We start from the raw sequence: 18174 nt of genomic DNA on the forward strand, positions 1-18174 counted from the left end.
TTGAGCTGGGCATAGCTCAATTGACGCTCGCCATGGCTGACCGCCGGCGCCAGCGGCGTGCGCGCAACCTGAGCCTCGAACAGCTGGACCAGGTCTCCTGCCGGCGTCGGCATGGCCGTTTCGTTCCCGGCTGGCGACAACTGGCGATGCTCATCGAATACCAAAATATCAACGCTGTCGATCATCGACTGGGGACCATCGTCCATCCTGTCCGCCAAGGCATGTAGCGATCGAAGCATGTAGTTGCCCATCCGCTGCGCTGGAATAGGGGCACCGACGTGCGCGATGAGCTCCATGGCGTCGTCAAATGCCTCGACCGTCATGCAGAAGGGATAGGTAACCCCAACTCGCCCACCTAACCACTGCACACCAGCAGGCAGAGGATCAGGATCGGCAAAGTTTGCAAGGTTGCGTCGGTAATTGAGCAGTGCACTGAACAAGGGTGCAGTGGCAGGCAGTGAGCTACAGCGTTGGGCCAAGGTCAACGGCGCATGTTCGTGGCGCAACAGAAGCGCCAAGGAAGCATGTGCATTACGAACCGCGTCATCGACTGAGATGCCCTTGAGCTCAAGGCAAAAGGGTAGCGTATTGATCAGCAGCCCCATTGCTTGCTCATCGAAAGCCGAGGAAGATGCCCGCCCTAGCAATACCGTGCCAAACACCGCATAAGGGCTTCGACTGGTTCGAGCAACCACCAGCCCCCAAGCGAGATGGCACAAGCTGCTCAAGCTGACCCCAAGCCGACGCGCGTGATGGCTAAGGCGCTCCAGAAGCGGCTTTGGCACCCACTGCCGATGCTCCTGCAAATGCTCAGGTGATACCTGCGCGATCTCAAAAGGCAGACTTGGCCTGACAATCGGCTGAAGATAGTCACGGAAAAATCGCTCATGACGCCCAACCACCGGCCCAAGGTAGGTATGGGCCACAAATTCTCGGTAGTGCCGCACAGGCGGTAGCGAACAATGTGGGTCGGCTAGCAGCGAAACCACTTCATCATTGAGCATCTGCAGCGTTACATGATCGCCTATCAAATGATGCAAGCGCATGTGCAGCAACCATCTTCCTTCGCCGGGATCTTCGGCCACAGCGACCCGCAACAGACCAGCCTGGGTGATATCGAGGAGATGCTTGCGTGGGTCGAGACGTTCGCGAAGTTGTTCGAGAACAGGGCCATTCCGGGAAGTCAGTTCAACCAGCGTGGTACGCAAGGGGGCGTGACGCCAGACGACCTGCACCGGAGCAGGTAGGTCACGCCAATGAATGGATGTGCGCAAGATATCGTGGCGCTGAATGACCCGCTCGACGTTCTCCAGATAGCGATCAAGCAGGGTACGCTCTGCAAAGGCAAGCTCGAAGACCATTACATAGGGGTCACCTTCAGGCGCCAACAGGTGATGGAACAGGATGCCATCCTGCATCGGTGACAATGCGTAGATATCTTGGATATTGGAGCAGCCTTGAGGCACCTGGCTGACCAGCGAATCAATATCTTCCTGAGATAATGCAATCAATGGCAGCATCTCAGGAATGATTCTGGAGGTCTCGGCAGTGATCAGATTTTCAGGTACGTGGACGCTGCCAGCCTCCCGCAAAACATCAGCCATATCCGCCAAGCGGGGGCTGGCGAAGATCGAATGGATGTCCAGTTCCAAGCCGTACTTGCGCAGCTTTGCAACCATTGAAACCGCCAGCAGGGAATGCCCGCCAATTTCGAAGAAGTTATCCGTGCGCCCCACTTGCTCAAGCCCAAGCAGATCACTCCACACATCGACCAAAACCTGCTCGAATTCAGAACGTGGTGCCGTGTCGTGCGATGCAGTCGACACCACTCGGTCGGGAGCAGGCAACGCCTTGCGGTCAATCTTGCCGTTGGCCGTCAATGGCAAGGCCTCAAGAAACACCAGTACACTCGGCAGCATGTGTTCCGCCAATGTTGCCCGTAGGTGAGTACGCAAGGCCGCAATCAACCCGCTCTGATCGGCCTGGCGTGGCACAACATATGCCACCAGCCTCTGGTTCCCCTCTGCGTCAGGGCGAGCATCAACTACGACTTGCCTGACCTGCTCGTGCCTGGCCAACGCCGACTCGATCTCACCAAGCTCGATACGCGCGCCGCGTATCTTGACCTGAAAATCACATCGCCCCGCATACTCAAGGGTACCGTCAGCCCGCCAGGCCCCCAGATCGCCGGTCCGGTATAGACGTCCCCCTTGCATCGCCCCATAGGGATCTGGCACAAATCGCTGAGCTGTCAGCGCAGGGCGATTGAGATAACCGCAACTCACGCCTGCACCACCGATGTGAATCTCCCCCACAACCCCGACGGGCAGTAACTCGCCAAAGGGGCCTAGCACATACACTTGAGTGTTATCGATAGGGACGCCGATAACCGCATCTACTTCATCAGCCGTGTCGAACCGATGGCAGGTAGACCATATCGTGGTCTCAGTAGGGCCATAAAGGTTCCAGAACGACCCGGCGTACTCGAGCAGGTTCTGCCGCAACCCCGCTGACAGTGCCTCTCCACCTGAAAGAATCTTCAGCCTGCGCAAGGGCCAGCCATGTTCGGCGAACATACGCCAGGTGGATGGGGTCGCCTGCATCACTGTAACGTCATGGTGATCGACAGTTCTCGCCAGCGATTGCGGGTCGGCGGCGGTCTGCCTGGATGCAAGCAGTAGAAGAGCACCGTGAATCAGCGGATGAAAAAGCTCGAGCGCCGCGATATCAAATGACAATGTGGTCACAGAGAGGAACGTGTCTTCGGCGCAGAGTGGAATCCGACGCTGCATGGCCCTTAGCAGATTCACAAGATTGCGGTGCTCCACCATTACACCCTTGGGCATGCCTGTTGAGCCCGACGTGTAGATCACATAGGCGAGCCCACGTTCCGAGACCTCGGGAAGGCTTTCCTTGGCCGGCACCGGCACATCTGGGCCATACCATGCACACGGATCAAGCCTTGCGCAGCCCGCTAACAAAGGAAGGTCACGTAGCGTATTCTCCCCAGCCAGAAGCACTTGCGGGCCACAATCGCCGAGCATGAAGCTGATTCGCTCGATCGGGTGACTGGGGTCCAGCGGAACATACGCCGCGCCGGCGCGAAGAATGCCCAATAACGCAATGGGTATGTCAAGACCACGTTCGAGCAGCACGGCAACACGCGTCCCGGCACCGACGCCATGCTGGGTCAACATATGCGCCAGCTGGCGAGAGTAAATCTCCAGCTCGCGATAACTAAGCGCTTTATCCCCATGCAAGGTTGCGCACTTCTCCGGGGTGCGCAGAGCCTGTCGCTCAAACTGTTGATGCACAAGCAATGACTGGGTCAACGGCGCCTGTGTGTCATTCCAGCGATAGAGCGTTTGTTGAACCTCATCGTGCGAGAGCATGCGCAGTTGGTGAACCGCGACATCAGGGCGCTCCACGATATCCTGCAGCAATGCTTGAAAATGTCGCAGGAGACGATCGACTGTGACGTCATCGAACAGGTCGGTGTTGTATTCCATGCTGCCCAGCATGTCCCCTTGCTGGCTATTCGGCAGGAAGGTGCAGGTGAGATCGTACTTGCTCACCTGTACAGGAACGTCCAACGGAGCAACACGTAAACCCGGGATGTTGATCGCCCCTCGGGTAGCGCTCTGCATCACCAGCATGACTTGGAACAAGGGCGAATGGCTCAGGTTACGAGGTAGCTTGAGCTCGCTTACCAACTGCTCGAAGGGGACGTCCTGGCATTGATAGGCCTGCAGGGCCGTGATTTTCACCTGCTCCAGCAATTCGCTGAAATTCGCTAGAGGCTCGATGCGTGTACGCAAGACCAGCGTATTGACGAAGAAGCCAATCAGCGGCTCGAACTCCACCCTGCCACGCCCTGCAACGGGAACTCCGATACACACATCGCTCTGCCCACTGTAGCGATGCAACAGTACGCAGAACGCGGTATGCAATACCATGAACAACGTTGCCCCGCGTGATTGAGCGATCGCCGTCAAGCGAGCGACCAGATGCGACTTCAGCCGAAAAGGGAGACTCGCCCCCCGATAGGTCTGCACAGCAGGACGTGAACGATCCGTGGGTAAGCTCAACAGCTCTGGCGCCCCTGCCAGTTGCCCCCGCCAATACTCGACCTGGGAAGTCAGAAAGCCGCTTTGCACCTGCCTGCGCTGCCATACCGCGTAGTCGATATATTGCAGAGCCAAGGGCAGAGGCTCAGCGGGGCCGCCCGCCAAACCGCGAGCGTAAAAGTCGGCCACTTCTTGCACCAACAACGCCATTGACCAGTCATCGGCAACGATGTGGTGAATATTGAAGTACAGGACATGCTCGCAAGGCTCCAGATGGACGAGCCCCACTCGTAGCAACGGTCCGTGTGCCAAGTCGAACGGTTGGTTCGCCTCAGACTCCAGCGTTGCGTCAAGTTGCGCGATACGCGCCGTCGGCGCCCATGTTTGCAGGTCGATGACTGCAATCGGCTGCGCTGACTTGAGGTGCACGCGCTGCCGCGGCTCACCGCCGACTTCGATGAACGTGGTACGCAATATCTCGTGGCGCTCAAACAAGGCATCGACCGCTTGCTGCAGCAAGCCGACATTCAACGTGGCGCCTTGAAGACGAACGGCAGCAGAAATCGAATAGCGTGCTTCACCTGGGGAATAACGGTCGAGAAACCACAGACGCTGCTGGCCCGAAGAGAGCGGGAGGGGGACAGAGCGCTGCTCGACCGACAAACGCATCGGCGCGCCATGTTCGCGCAGCAGGCTGACCAGCGCCGCCTTGTTATCGGTAATCAGTTGCCTGAGCACCGGCGTCAACCCGCCCTTGGGCGCTTTCACGCTGAGTTGCCCATTGGCGTTTACGCCAAGGCGCACTCCTGACCGATCCAGTGTCCGCAAGATGTCGACTAAAGGGTCCTGCGGAACAGCTAAACCGAAAGCGTGCACAGTGAATGACTCCAATCCATGAGAAAAAACACGCACCAGCGTAGGCCGTTCAGCGCCATACCCTGAGAGGAAGCTGCAGACTTGCCAGGCCGTCAGCAGGTACAACCATCAACGACTCGCACCTCTATATTGCGCACAAGCCAAAAGAGACACTGTCAATCCGACCTCTTACGGCTTCGCGCCAAACACCGCCGCCGGAGTGCGCATCGCGAGCCCCCTATAGTCTGACCCGACCACCTTGAGATCAGTCAGCTCACCATTTTCCATCACTACGATCTGGTCGGCCGCGTCGAAATACCGATCATCATGAGTGATTACGACAACCGCCTTACCTTCGTCCCGCAACATTGGGAGAATCCGGCGATAAAAGACTTCCTTGAATCCAGGATCCTGATCTGCTGCCCACTCATCGAAGATGTACAGGGCTCGGTCTTGCAGCAAAGCCACCAGTAACGCCAGACGTTTGCGCTGTCCGTCGGACAATGCCAACGTAGAGAAGACGCCGTCACTGATCGTCACCTTGTCTGCCAGCCCCAATGCGCGGAGATACGCACACGCCCTGTCATGAGTCTGCTGCGACACAGGGCACAGTAATTGTTCGAACAGATGGTAGTCAGAATAAATGGCCGAAATTTCCTGGCGAAACGCTGCCCGTGAAGAATTGTCAACAGCGCGACCGTCGAATGAAATACACCCACTCAAGGGTGGGTAGTGCAGCGAGATCATCTTGCACAGTGTCGTTTTTCCGGATCCATTACCGCCAACGATGAAGGTCAAGTCACCGCGTTTCAAGGTCAAGGAGACAGGCCCGACCTTGTAGGTCTCCCCAGACACTCGAGACTCATGCTGAAAGGTGATGCGCGACAACTCCATGCATGTCCAAGGCTCGGCAGGTTCTGCATTTTCAAGCGAGCGATCCTCGGACAACTCGCTGAACAATGCTTCAAGCTGGCGCAGCGCAGTCTTGCCCATGACCACTGGGAGTGCAAGATCAATGATCATCGCCACAGGCCCCGCCACATAGAGCAGCGCCATTACAACCCCTACCAACTCCGTCGAGCTGACCGCATGGTAATTGACAAAAACAAATGAAACGACGCCGATCAGGAAAAAACTCAGCAGATCTCCATAAGAGTTCGCTGCAATCAAAAATGCATAGGTGGTTCTATCAGACTTCAGCAAGTCCCGCTCATGCGCAAGCACCACATTGTCCATGTAGTGCTTCAATCCTTGAGCGTCCAGCTTCAGCTCCTTGGCTCCGTATATCAAGCTGGCCATGGCACCTTGCAGTTTGCCGTAGGTTGCACGTGATTTGGAAAAACTGCGCTTGCCAAAGAAGACCGGCAGTTGATGCATGACGACACCCACGCAAATTGCCTGAATGACAAATATGAAGACCTCCATATTCAGCAGCGCCAGGAAAGACAGCATCCCCAGCAACGTGACACTGCTCATCAACAAATCGGGAAACAACTGGCCCGCCAAGACCACGCGACGAACATCCTCGGTCATGGCGGTCAGAACCCTGGAGTGGCCGACGCATTCGAGGTTGTGCAAGTCAGCACCTGATATCTTTCGGTACAATTTGACGCGAAGGTTCAAACTCATCTCCGCGGAGATTCGCGCCAGCAGCACGCGCGAAATCGTACGGGCCAGCACGATGATCCCGCACAGTGCCAGGAATACGGCTGCCATCTTGTGGTTGGCGATTTCAATCGACAGGAAGGTATAGCGTGCCTCGGCTACAGACGAAAGACCATCGCCCTGGCCACTCAAGACGCTCAATACAACTGGAATGAGAAAGGCGTAGCAAACCCCTGCCAGAGAGCCCAGGATCAAGGCAATGAACAATCGATTGGGCGCCTTGCGCCCAAACTCACTGATGAACATCATGCCGACGACCACTCCCCGAGTTATCTCCGCCGTCAGTCCAGCGCAGCGGCATGTGATGATACTGCCCCTGAGCGAATGGGATGAGCATATCGTCGTAGTGGGCGCTCAGCACGTTCCCCGATTGCCCGGTGGAGTTCATGTACGCGTACGAATTACCCTCTCCCCCCATGCTCATGACCTGACGAAAACCTGCCCCAACATGCTTCACATAACCGTTGGCATTCATGAATGAATAATAAGAGACATTCACTGTATCTGTAGACCCAGGCGCCTCGACGCCCCGCTCGAAAAACGCTTTGAACGGCCGCACGAGACTAAACGGAGTGTGTTCGTAGCGTCCATGTTGCAGGTCGCCCCAGCGCCACTCACTTACTACCTTGCCTTTGAGCTTTTCCAACTCATCCAACGCCAGATCCAAGGACTCGTAGAGTGCCGCAGCACAAGGCCTGGGTATTTCCTTGAGATCGCACCACGCGCCGGTCGTACCATCCAGTGCCGCATATACATCATCCGTGCTTAGCCGTGCAAAGAGTGCCTCAACATCAACGACATGCCCACGCTGATTGAAAGGAACACGGGTCTTTGCCGCAAAGACCCGATCGACCAGGTGACGGGTCCATACATTGAATATTGTCGCGGGCACACTATCTAGAGACATACTCCCGTCCCAATCACGCAGACGCGCCAACGCAAGGCGTTGCCGAGGCGTACGCCCCTCGAGTGTCGCCAGGGCAGTTGCCAGTCGCAATGCGGGCAGGCTCAAGACATCCTGCTGTATCCGCTCATGAGTCTGCACATCGATACCGTCAGAGCGTTCGAGGCTTTCAAGGATCAATTGGCGAATACGCAAGGCCCGCCCTGGAGGAGCCCAATTACTGGAGATGAAGTAGGGATAATCCGCTCCCGTCATGTCGTCATTCGCCGACACCAAGTACCCTTCAGGGGGATTGAAGCGCTGAGGCATTTTTTCGAAGGGAATAAAGCCAACCCATTCATACTCGCCAGTTTCGCCAGAGACGGGCACGAGCCCATGCCCTTGCTTACGTATAGGAATGTGACCCGCCCCCTGATAACCGATATTTCCTTGAACGTCAGCGTACAAAAAATTCAGCGCCGGTGAAACGAATAAGGACAACGCCGATTTGAAGGCCTGCCAGTCCTTGGCGTAGTTCAAGCGGTATAACGCTTCGTAGGTAGTATCTTGGTCATCCAGTGCAACCCAGCGCAATGCCGCAACCGCTTCGAGTGCTGGATCCATGCCTGTGATAATCGGCCCATGAACAGTGCTTCGAACTTGCAAGCGGACAGGTTCGAGTGCAGTTCGAAGTGCTGCTGGAAAATCCGCTTTAACCTGTATCTCCTCAGAGCGCACCTCAAGCGGTAACCATTGGCCGTTATGGAAATATTGACCTGGCCGCTGCGCATCCAGCCTCTCAAAATACAGATCCTGTACATCAGCGGTCATACTGGTAGCCCCCCAGGCAATGGCACTGTTCAGCCCCAACACCACCACCGGCAACCCGACCAGGCTCATACCGGCACTCTTGAGTCGTTTGCCTTCAAGTTCGACTGGATACCACCAGGACGGGATGCTCAGCCCTAGATGTGGATCATTGGCAAGCGTGGCTCGGCCGTCTGCGGCCAACCGCGCCGCTATGACCCAGGCATTGCTGCCAAGCCATTTTCCTCCCAGTTTGATATCTTCCCGCACGGCGCGCTGCCCTTGAGCGACCGCAACCAACGCTTGAACATGGGCGTTATCTGGCACGCCAGGACTTACTGCCAGGCCTGCCTGATGCCTATTGAAGAGGAAATTGACCTGATCAGGATTGAAATAGGCACTGGCGATATAGCGCTGCACTTCGTCGTCGAAGTTACCCGACAAATTCAAGGCAAATACCTTGATCCAAGCCAAGGAGTCCAAGGGTGTCCACGGCTGCGGCTTTACCCCGAGCACAATGAATTCGGGTGGCAAGGCCTGCTGTTCGGCCGTCCAGGCGTTGACACCCTCGGCATACGCCTGAAGGGACGCGCGCGACGTTTCGCTCAGGGATTGCCATGCCTTGTCAGCCGCCCGGTAAAGCCCCAATGTTCGAAACCAGGCATCCTGCTTGATCGCGCCGCGACCAAGGAGCTCGCTCATGCGCCCTTGTGCGATACGGCGCTGCATCTCCATTTGCCATAAACGGTCCTGCGCCTGGGCATAGCCTGCCGCATAAAATACCGCGAGATCCGATTCGCCGAGAATATGTGGCACGCCTTGCTCATCGCGGGTAATGGTCACAACCCCCGCTTCAGGGCCTTGCCAAAGTAATGTTACCGTTGATTGAGGCAATGATGAATGCAGATAATGCAAACCCAACCCTAGCGCGACCAACAAGGGAAACACGATAAATAGAAACAGGCGAGACAACAGTGGAAACTTATTGATCACAGCGAATCCCTTCTCTGACCAGGCTACAACGACTCCCATTAGATGCCGGCCTTGCGCCTGCGCAAAGCCACCTGCCGGGTCACTCAACTATCGGTACGCTATCCGTACCTTACGCCTCTCGTCACCGATGCGCCGCAATTGGTGTTCCTCGCCTCGTCGCAGACCACCCACCCCTAAAACGCCTCAGGCAACGAGATCGGTGTTTTCAACCGGATTCAGCAAGGTTTTACCGGGATTTTCCAGGCTTAAATGTTTCTTGTTACCTGCCGAGTGTTCGGCATCCTAACAGCAATGGACGGCGGGAATCCACCGCCCAACAGCCCGACAGAAAGGGGCCAAGCCCAGGTCGACTTTTAATCAAGGCGGCTGTCACAGGTCCTGAGCAGCGCAGCGCAGCATACCTCAGCCCCAGCGCTCCAGGGCGCACACGAAGTGACGGGCTTGTCGTCGCTTACGCAGCGCAGGCATGACCTCGACAAGTGAAATTTGCTTATCTCGGTTCTGGAAATATGTATACTCCCTGGCGTTACGGTCACTAGCGAACAGTGCTCAGGCATCGCACAGTTGGCCGATATGCACCAGCACCGAGCGCCAAGTCAAAGGATATGATTGCACATGGAAGTACATGACCTCATCGGAGTTGGCTTCGGTCCGTCCAATCTGGCATTGGCCATTGCGCTGCACGAGCAGCATCACGGTCAGCGCGCCCCAACTGTGCGCTTCCTCGAAAAATCAGCCAACTTTACGTGGCATGAGCATATGTTACTGCCTGACACGCGGATGCAAGTAGCATTTCTCAAGGACCTGGTATCACTGCGCAACCCCAAGAGTCACTTCTCGTTCATCAATTACCTTCATGAGAAAGGTCGCCTTCAGGCATTCATCAACCTGAAAACCTTTTATCCCAGCCGTCATGAATTCAGCGATTACTTGACGTGGGCCGCCAGTCACTTCGATGACCGCATCGACTATGGCCATGAAGTCATCACCGTCACGCCAGTGCTGCAAGCGAGCGCTGTCAAACTGCTGAAGGTGCATACCCGCGACGCCCAAGGGCAGGAACAGTTCTACCTGACGCGCCATCTTGTCCTGGGCGTGGGCGGCAGCACGCGAATTCCTGAACCGTTCCTACCCCACCAGCATGACCCGCGCATCTTTCATTCCAGCCGTTATTTGAAACACATTGCTCAGCACAGGCATGCCCAGCGTATTGCCGTGGTCGGCGGCGGCCAGAGCGCTGCGGAAATATTCATGGACCTGCCCAATCATCTGCCCAACGTACCGTGTGATCTGATCATGCGCCAGAGCGCCTTGCGGGTCTCGGACGACAGCCCTTTCGTTAACGAAATTTTCGACACCCAGGTGGTCGACTATCTCTACGAGAATCCCGAACGCAATAGCGCTTACCTCAAAGACTTTCGCCACACCAACTACGCCGCGGCCAATCTGGATCTGGTCGAGCGCATCTACCAGTTCATCTACCAGCAACACGTCAACGGCGTGGAGGGGCATCGCGTACTCAATGATCGGACAATCACTGCAGTCGAAACCTCGGCGCAAGGCGTGGCCATCACATCAAGCGATGCACGCAGCAACAGCTGCTCTACCCAGCAATACGACATGGTCATACTCGCGACGGGCTATGAACGCGACCATCACCGCGAGCTGCTTGAACCTCTGGCCTCGCACCTGGGAGATCTACGAGTTGACCGGCAATACCGCCTGCATACGCCTGAGGACTTTCACCCCTCGATTTTCCTGCAGGGGGCCTGCGAAAGCTCGCACGGCCTGAGTGATACCCTGCTGTCGATTCTCGCTATCCGGTCGGCAGAAATCTCTCATGCGCTAACAACACGGTTGCACGCCTGCGAAGAGCACTGAACTGCGCTGGCGAAGGCGCGCAGATCATGATAACCGCCACTCCACAGCCTCTCGTGCATGTGGCTTTCGCCCTGATATGTCGGCGCGTGCCTCAGTCCTACCCGAAAGATCGGCAGCCGTGAATGCGAGCGGAACCTTGACGCGTTGCACGAACGGAATCTCGTATGGCTCTGCCCGCTTCCAACTCAAATAAATAAAGCGCGCCTTCGCCGCACCATGAACGAAGGGCCCGGCAAAATCGATCTGCCCGTCCGCCTTGGGCCGCACTTGAACTTCGCATGTAAATTCATGAGTGCCATCCTGGCGCCGCACACCTCGATGAACCACTTTTTCCTTATCTTGCAGGCCAACCTCGGCCGCCTCCTCGAACTCAGGCAACGCCCCGTAGGAAAGAACAACTGTCACACAGGTAGGCAAAACGCTCACTTTCTCTCCTTGATCTGGTGTTGTCAGCCTGGCACCGACCGCGCGGCTGATGGCTCATGCGCGGCCGGCGAAGGCTTTGTTCAGGGGGTAGAATCAAAATTCGAATGTTTCGAACTCATCTGCCATGTGCTCGTTGATACGTGCCGCGAAGGCATGCAGTACAGGCACTTCGAAGATATCACTCATTGACAGCTCAATCTCGAATCCATCACGGATACGTGCCACCAACTGACCGACCAGCAATGAATGACCGCCTAGCTCGAAGAAGTCATCATGACGGCTGATTTCCTCGACCCCCAGCAACTCTGACCATGTGTCGACCAGCCAGGACTCGGTGTCGTTGATTGCAGGCTCGTAAAGGCGCCTTGAAAAATCCTCCATTGCCGGCCCTGGCAATACGTTTACATCGACCTTGCCATTTACTGTCAACGGTAGATGCTCAACCTGCACGTAAGCGACCGGCACCATGTAGGCTGGCAGTATACCGGTCAAATACTCACGAAACTCAATTGGTGAAGGCGCCATTTCCTTGGTTTGCCTGAGGCGATAGTAAGCAACGAGTCGAATACCACCGCTTGGCTGAGGCATGGCAACCACATGAGCCCCCCCGACGGCAGGATGCATGGCCAGGCGTGAAGAAACCTCTCCCAGCTCGACACGAAAGCCACGAATTTTTACTTGTTCATCTGCGCGCCCGGCATACTCCAGCTCGCCATTTTCCAGCAACCGCCCAAGGTCGCCACTGCGATACATGCGGGCTCCCGGCCGAGCGGCGTACGGGTCGGGCACGAAGCGCGCCGCGGTCAATCCCGGCAGTCGATGGTAGCCACGGGCAACACCTTCCCCCGCAATCCAGATCTCACCCAGGGTGCCACTGTCGGCGGGCTCGAGCTGCTCGTCCAGGATATACACATGTCGCCCCACAATCGCCTTGCCTACCGACTTCTGCGCCCAAGGTCGCACATCTTCATCGCCCAGGCGATGCCAGGTCGTATGGATCGCCCCCTCGGTGATTCCATACATATCGATAAATTGTGTCTGGCCAGAAGCATCAGCAGCGAGCCAAGCGCCAGGTAGCGTCGGGTCCAATTGCTCGCCACCGAAAATCACTCGACGTAAACCATGGGCTCGAGGCGCACGCAAGTGTTCCTCCAACACTTGCGCGAAAGCACCCGGTGTCTGGCTGAGTACCGACACTCTCTTCTCACAGAGCCAACGGTATAGCGCATCGGGCGCGCGGGTCAGCGCAGCCGGTACAATCAGAACCCGCGATCCGGCGTGCAGGCCACCGAACAGTTCCCATACCGAAAAATCGAAAGCGAACGAGTGGAAGAGGCTCCAGATATCGCCCCGGCCTGCACCTATGGCGCTTACCAATACGTCCAACAACGAAACCACCTGTGAGTGCTCCACGACCACCCCTTTCGGACGGCCCGTCGATCCCGAGGTGTAGATCACGTAGGCCGCGCAGCCTGGGGCGAAACCCGCGACATCGGTCTCGAGCCCGTCGGCGGCAAGCGCCTCCCACGATGCACGTTCCATGTGATAGTCGAGGCATGCAACGCCGCTCAATGCGCCCAGCGCTTGCCTGCCTTGACCATCGATGATCGCCAGCACAGGCTGGCTATCGTCGAGAATCTCCAGCATGCGGCTTTTGACCGAGTGCGGCTCGAGCGGCACATAAGCACCGCCCGCCTTGAGTATCGCCACGATACTGATGACCTGCTCGATGCACCTGGACATCGCCACCGCGACGTGACTGCCAATGCCAACACCGCGCGCGCGCAAATAGCGCGCCAGTTGATTTGAAGCCGCATCGAGTTCAGCGTAACTGAGATGTCGCCTGGCATCTTCGATCGCAACAGCCTCAGGGGTTATTCGCGCCCAGTAGGAGAGGCGACTGTGCAGGCAAGTCGAGCGGCTGAGCGTGGCGTCGACAGCGGTTTCCAGCAACTCGGATGGCCCGCCTGGACAAGCTTCGTAAAATAGGTCGCGCTCTTCAGTCAGCGCCTCGAGCACCCCCTTGAACGCTTGCTGGAACTCAACGACAGCGCTCTCATCGAACAGCGCTGTTGCGTACACCCATGTCCCCTCAATCGCATCAGTGCGCTCTTCCATCATCAAGGACAGATCGCATTGAGTGGACTGTATCTGCGGATGAACTTCACTGATTTCCAGCCCCTTGAGCCGAACATCGGTAGTTGGCGTGTTTTGCCAAACGAGCATCGCCTGGAACAAGGGATTGTATGCACGACTACGAACAGGGCTTACTGCGTCAACGATCTGCTCGAACGGCACGTGCTGCCGTTCCTGTGCATCGATCGTCAGTTGCCTGATACGCGCCAGCAGTTGCACCACCGAAGGTTTATCGCCCAGACGAACATGCAAAGGCAAGGTATTGACGAAGCAACCTATGAGGTTCTCCAGCTCAAGGGCTGGTCGGTTGGCGGATGGCGTGCCAATGACTACAGACGCCTGTCCTGCCAGCCTGTCCAACAATACGGCATAGGCGCCCAACAAGATCATGTACAGCGTTACGCCGTGACGCCTTCCCAGCTCACGCAATGCAGCCGTCAGGGCATTATCGAGCGTAAAACTTAAACATTTCCCTGCCGGGTCCTGAACCGCTGGGCGCATTTGCGCAGGTAGCTTCAGACAGGTTGGCGCCCCCTCCATATGCTTGCGCCAGAACCGAAGGTCGTCATCCTGCACGCCAATGGTTTCACGCTGCCACACTGCGTAATCCGCGTATTGCAGCGTCATCGGTGGCAGGGGATAGGTCTCGCCGTGAGCGAAATGACCATACAAACTGGACAACTCGCTGGCGAGCAAACTCATCGACCAACCATCGGCGATGATGTGGTGCATGGAGACAAGCAGGATGTGCTCGTCAGCCGCGACCTCAAGCATGGTCGCTTCGATCAAGGGCCCGCGGGTCAAATCGAACGGTCGCTGGGCAGCCTGGGCGAACACCTGGGCCACCCGAGAGTCGGCGCTTTCTTCGAGTGCTACCCTGTCGACGCACCAATCGAAGGCCGCCTGGGCAGGGACAACGACGGGTTGCACGTTACCCCGCTCTTCGAAGAACACCGTTCGCAATATCTCATGGCGCTCGATCACCTCCGTGAACGCGGCCTTCAGTGCCGCCACATCCAGCGCCCCACGAATCCGCAAGCCGCCTGTCAGGTGATAGGCCAGACTCTGGCGACGATCAATTCGGCTCAAGAACCACAGCCGCTCCTGGGCAAACGACAGCCTCGCCGGGCCTGTTCGAGGCTTGACCGCCCTCCCCTCTAGCAGCTTGGTTCGCTCCAGTGCCAGCACGAAGTCGTTGAGCGAGGAATGGGCAAATACATCACGAACACTGATCGATGCCTGCGTCAGGGCGCGGATTCTCGACACGACCCTGATGGCCAGTAGTGAATGGCCGCCCAGTTCGAAAAAGTCGTCATCGACGGCGATCGAATCGCAGCCCAGCAGCTCCCGCCACACACCGGCAACCAGTGCCTGCGCCGGTGTCAATGGTTGTGACGGTACACGCTCATCGGAGCGTTTGGCGTCAGGCGAGGGCAGTGCGGCGATATCGACCTTGCCATGTGTGTTGACCGGCCATTGCGCCACTTCAAGGTAATGGGCCGGCACCATGTACGAAGGCAGAAGCGCTCCCAGGGCGGCACGCAAGCGCTCGCTGTCGAAGGGCACATTGTCCTCTGCGATGATGTAGGCAATCAATCTTTGCTGATCAGCGATGACCCGGGCATCCTGAACCCCGCCGACGCCACGAAGTGCCGACTCCACCTCCCCTGGCTCGATGCGATACCCTCGCAACTTGATCTGCTTGTCATTACGGCAAATATATTCAATGTGCGCGGTAAGGTTCAGCCTTCCGATATCACCTGTACAGTAGAGGCGCGAGCCGGGCGGGCCAAATGGGTCCGGCACGAATCGAGCGGCAGTCAATGAAGGTCGATCGAGATAACCTCGCGCAACACCTTCACCGCCAATGCAGATCTGCCCGGCAACGCCTTGCGGCGCCATACGCCCGTAGCGGTCAAGAATGTATGCATGGCTGTTCTCGAGTGCTTTGCCAAGGGGGACCGGCACCCCTGTTCCGGCGTGGTCCTCGACCAGATCCATCATGATGGAGTTGACCGTCGTCTCGGTCAGCCCGTAGCTGTCGCAAAGGCGTATGCCTTGAACCGCCGAATCCTTGAACCAGTCACGCAATGCGTCATGCCGCAACTTCTCGCCCCCCGCCAGGACGATACGCAGAGGCGGCCTGGGCAGGCACCTCGGATCATCTGCGGCAATTTGGCGGGCCCAAAGATGCCAGAATGCTGTCGGCAAATCTGCCACGGTGACACGATGACGTGCCAGATAGCTCACGAAAGCGTCGTCAGGCGCCACCGGCCCGTCCGGACGCATCACGATTGCAGCCCCCACGCTGAGGGCAGGAAAAATTTCGGCGATGGCATTGTCAAACGAAGGCGAGGCGAAATGCAGCACTCGGTCCCCTTCTCCAAGCCGACACCAGCGTGCATGGGCACGTACGAAAGCGACGACGTTCCTATGTTCTATGGTGACGCCCTTCGGCTCCCCTGTAGATCCCGAAGTGAACATCGTATAAACGGCCTGCTTGGGCAACACGTGTGGCAGTAGCGACGATGCTTCGAGATCCTGGCTACCAGGCGATTGATCCAACTGGCGAAGATCAACATGAGCGAGCCCCATCTCAAGAGCCAACCCAGCGCCTTGTCCCACGCTCAATACCAGAGAAGGTTTTGCCAAGAGGGTCAACAAACGCAGTCGCGCGTGCGGATAACCAGGGTCGAGCGGTATGTATGCTCCTCCAGCCTTCATCGTCGCCAGCATCGCCACGATCATATCGATCCCTCGCGGCAAGCACAGCGCAACCCGGTCTTCTGCGCACAACCCAAGGTTGCGCAGGTACCGCGCCAGTCTGGTCGCTCGCAAGTCCAGTTCAAGGTAGTCGATGGTCTGGGCATCGCTGATCAGACACGGCGCGTGAGGCGTCCGTGCTGCTTGCGCCTCGAACAACCCATGCACTGAGCCGCCGTCCAGACCCTGGTCGTCATCGGATCGCCTGTGCTCTGGAACGAGGCGAGCCATTTGCTCATTCGGGATCACCTGCAGATCGCTGAGAATCTGATGTGGCCCGTGCTCCAGCGCATCCGCCAACCGCTCCAGGGCTTGCTCGCAATATCGTGCAATCCATCCTGGTTGCAGGTCGACCAATGTCTGCACCTTCAACACCAAGTCCTGTCCTGAGTCATCGACCGTGAGCACCAGAGGGAAGCTTGTGCGCTCGGTGGCCAGTTCATGACTTGAACTCCCGGCCAGTGGAGCAGTGGGCGATGTGGGAAGGTAACGGTAATCGAATAATGCCCCGGTCAGCGCCCCGGCACCCTCAACCCCACTACAACGACGGGCCAGCGAAAAGGAAGCGTGCTCGTGCTCGATCAACTCGCCCAGCATGCGTTGAGCGCGGCTCAGACCTTGGCCCACGTCCAGGCCCTGCAAGTTCAGACGAAATGGCAAGGTATTGACCAGCATCCCCAGCATGTTGGAAGTGCGAACCGAGTCATTCATTCGCCCGGACAACACGGTGCCGAAAACCACGTCCTGTATGCCACCAAGACGAGAAAGCACCAATGCCCACGCCAAGTGCAGGATCGCTGGGACGCCGACCCTATGACGTCGCGTAAGCTCACGCAGTCGCGCAGTCAGCGAAACGCTCAGCATTATCCTCGCCTCACCGATCTGCGCCCGCGCATCCACCGCCTCCAGTAGGCCGAACGGGGCAGTCGGCTCACGCAGATCGCCAAGCCGTTCGTGGAAAAACGCTTCATCGCGGTGTGTGCCGAGTGCCCGTATCTTCAGCGCATAGTCCGGAAACTGATTCACAGCAGGCAAGCTGTTCCAGGCACCGCTCATGATCAGGCACAGTTCGTCCTGCATCAGGCGCAGGGAGGTGCGGTCACCCACCAGATGATGAGACAGGATCAACAGCGACCAGCCACCTGAGTCTGATCGGGCGAAAAGCCCTCTTATCAGCGGTGCGGCAGTGACGTCGATACGATGCTCTGGCCCTATCTGAGCAACAAGCCATTGATCGCTGGCGCCCTGCGCTGGAGCATGAAGCTCCTGCATTGGCAGCTCGACGTCGCGCAGCACCACCTGCAGGGGCATGGTCAGCCCATCCCATAGAACCGCCGTTCTGAGAATCGCATGGCGCTCGACCACTTTGCCTAACGCCCAGACGAATCGATCAAGCGCATCGCGAGTGGCAAAATGAACAACCTGATGAAGCACATAAGGGTCGGCATCACCTGCCAGAATATGATGATACAGCAGCCCTTCCTGCAATGAAGTCAGCGGGTAGATCCCGACAAGGTTCTGTTCACCACCCGGCACCCTGCAAACAATAGATTGCCGATCGCCGGCCTCACACATGAAGGTTGCTGTTTCATCCTGATGCCCCGAGTCGATCAAATTCCGCTCGACAAGTCTCTGACGTAGCGTTTCGCGCTGCTCCGCGGTCAACGACCCCGCATTGACGTAGGGTTCATCACGCAT

Annotated in this window: 7 protein-coding genes; 2 read left to right on the plus strand and 5 right to left on the minus strand. The window is 57.4% G+C overall.

What is annotated here, in order from left to right; genetic code table 11:
* The 3 genes from DMX06_RS19175 to DMX06_RS19185 form a co-directional block, all read right to left on the minus strand.
* Positions 1-4871, minus strand: a 4871-nt coding sequence (locus DMX06_RS19175; RefSeq protein WP_146232218.1) for a non-ribosomal peptide synthetase, incomplete at its 3' end; no start/stop codon positions are given.
* Positions 4872-5111: 240 nt separating this feature from the next.
* The gene (locus DMX06_RS19180) at positions 5112-6836 is read right to left on the minus strand and encodes a cyclic peptide export ABC transporter (RefSeq protein ID WP_146232219.1); all 1725 of its coding nucleotides are present in this window, start codon (positions 6834-6836) and stop codon (positions 5112-5114) included.
* Complete coding sequence (locus tag DMX06_RS19185; protein ID WP_181427865.1) at positions 6820-9270, minus strand: penicillin acylase family protein; 2451 nt, start codon at positions 9268-9270, stop codon at positions 6820-6822. The genes DMX06_RS19180 and DMX06_RS19185 overlap by 17 nt, the downstream gene beginning before the upstream one ends.
* A 42-nt stretch (positions 9271-9312) precedes the next feature.
* Between DMX06_RS19185 and DMX06_RS26615 the strand changes: the two genes are divergently transcribed.
* Both DMX06_RS26615 and DMX06_RS19190 read left to right on the plus strand, forming a co-directional pair.
* The gene (locus tag DMX06_RS26615) at positions 9313-9447 is read left to right on the plus strand and encodes a hypothetical protein (protein WP_258378888.1); all 135 of its coding nucleotides are present in this window, start codon (positions 9313-9315) and stop codon (positions 9445-9447) included.
* 438 nt (positions 9448-9885) lie between these two features.
* Positions 9886-11151, plus strand: coding sequence for a lysine N(6)-hydroxylase/L-ornithine N(5)-oxygenase family protein (locus tag DMX06_RS19190; protein WP_110738902.1), 1266 nt, complete (start codon positions 9886-9888; stop codon positions 11149-11151).
* A 24-nt stretch (positions 11152-11175) separates the two neighbouring features.
* On the opposite strand, the gene DMX06_RS26160 is transcribed toward DMX06_RS19190, so the two are convergent.
* Complete coding sequence (locus tag DMX06_RS26160; protein ID WP_146232220.1) at positions 11176-11577, minus strand: DUF5990 family protein; 402 nt, start codon at positions 11575-11577, stop codon at positions 11176-11178.
* 93 nt (positions 11578-11670) lie between these two features.
* Complete coding sequence (locus tag DMX06_RS19195) at positions 11671-18174, minus strand: non-ribosomal peptide synthetase (protein ID WP_110738903.1); 6504 nt, start codon at positions 18172-18174, stop codon at positions 11671-11673.

The sequence above is a fragment of the Pseudomonas mosselii genome, from assembly GCF_003205295.1.
GTDB classification, from domain to species: Bacteria; Pseudomonadota; Gammaproteobacteria; order Pseudomonadales; family Pseudomonadaceae; genus Aquipseudomonas; species Aquipseudomonas mosselii_B.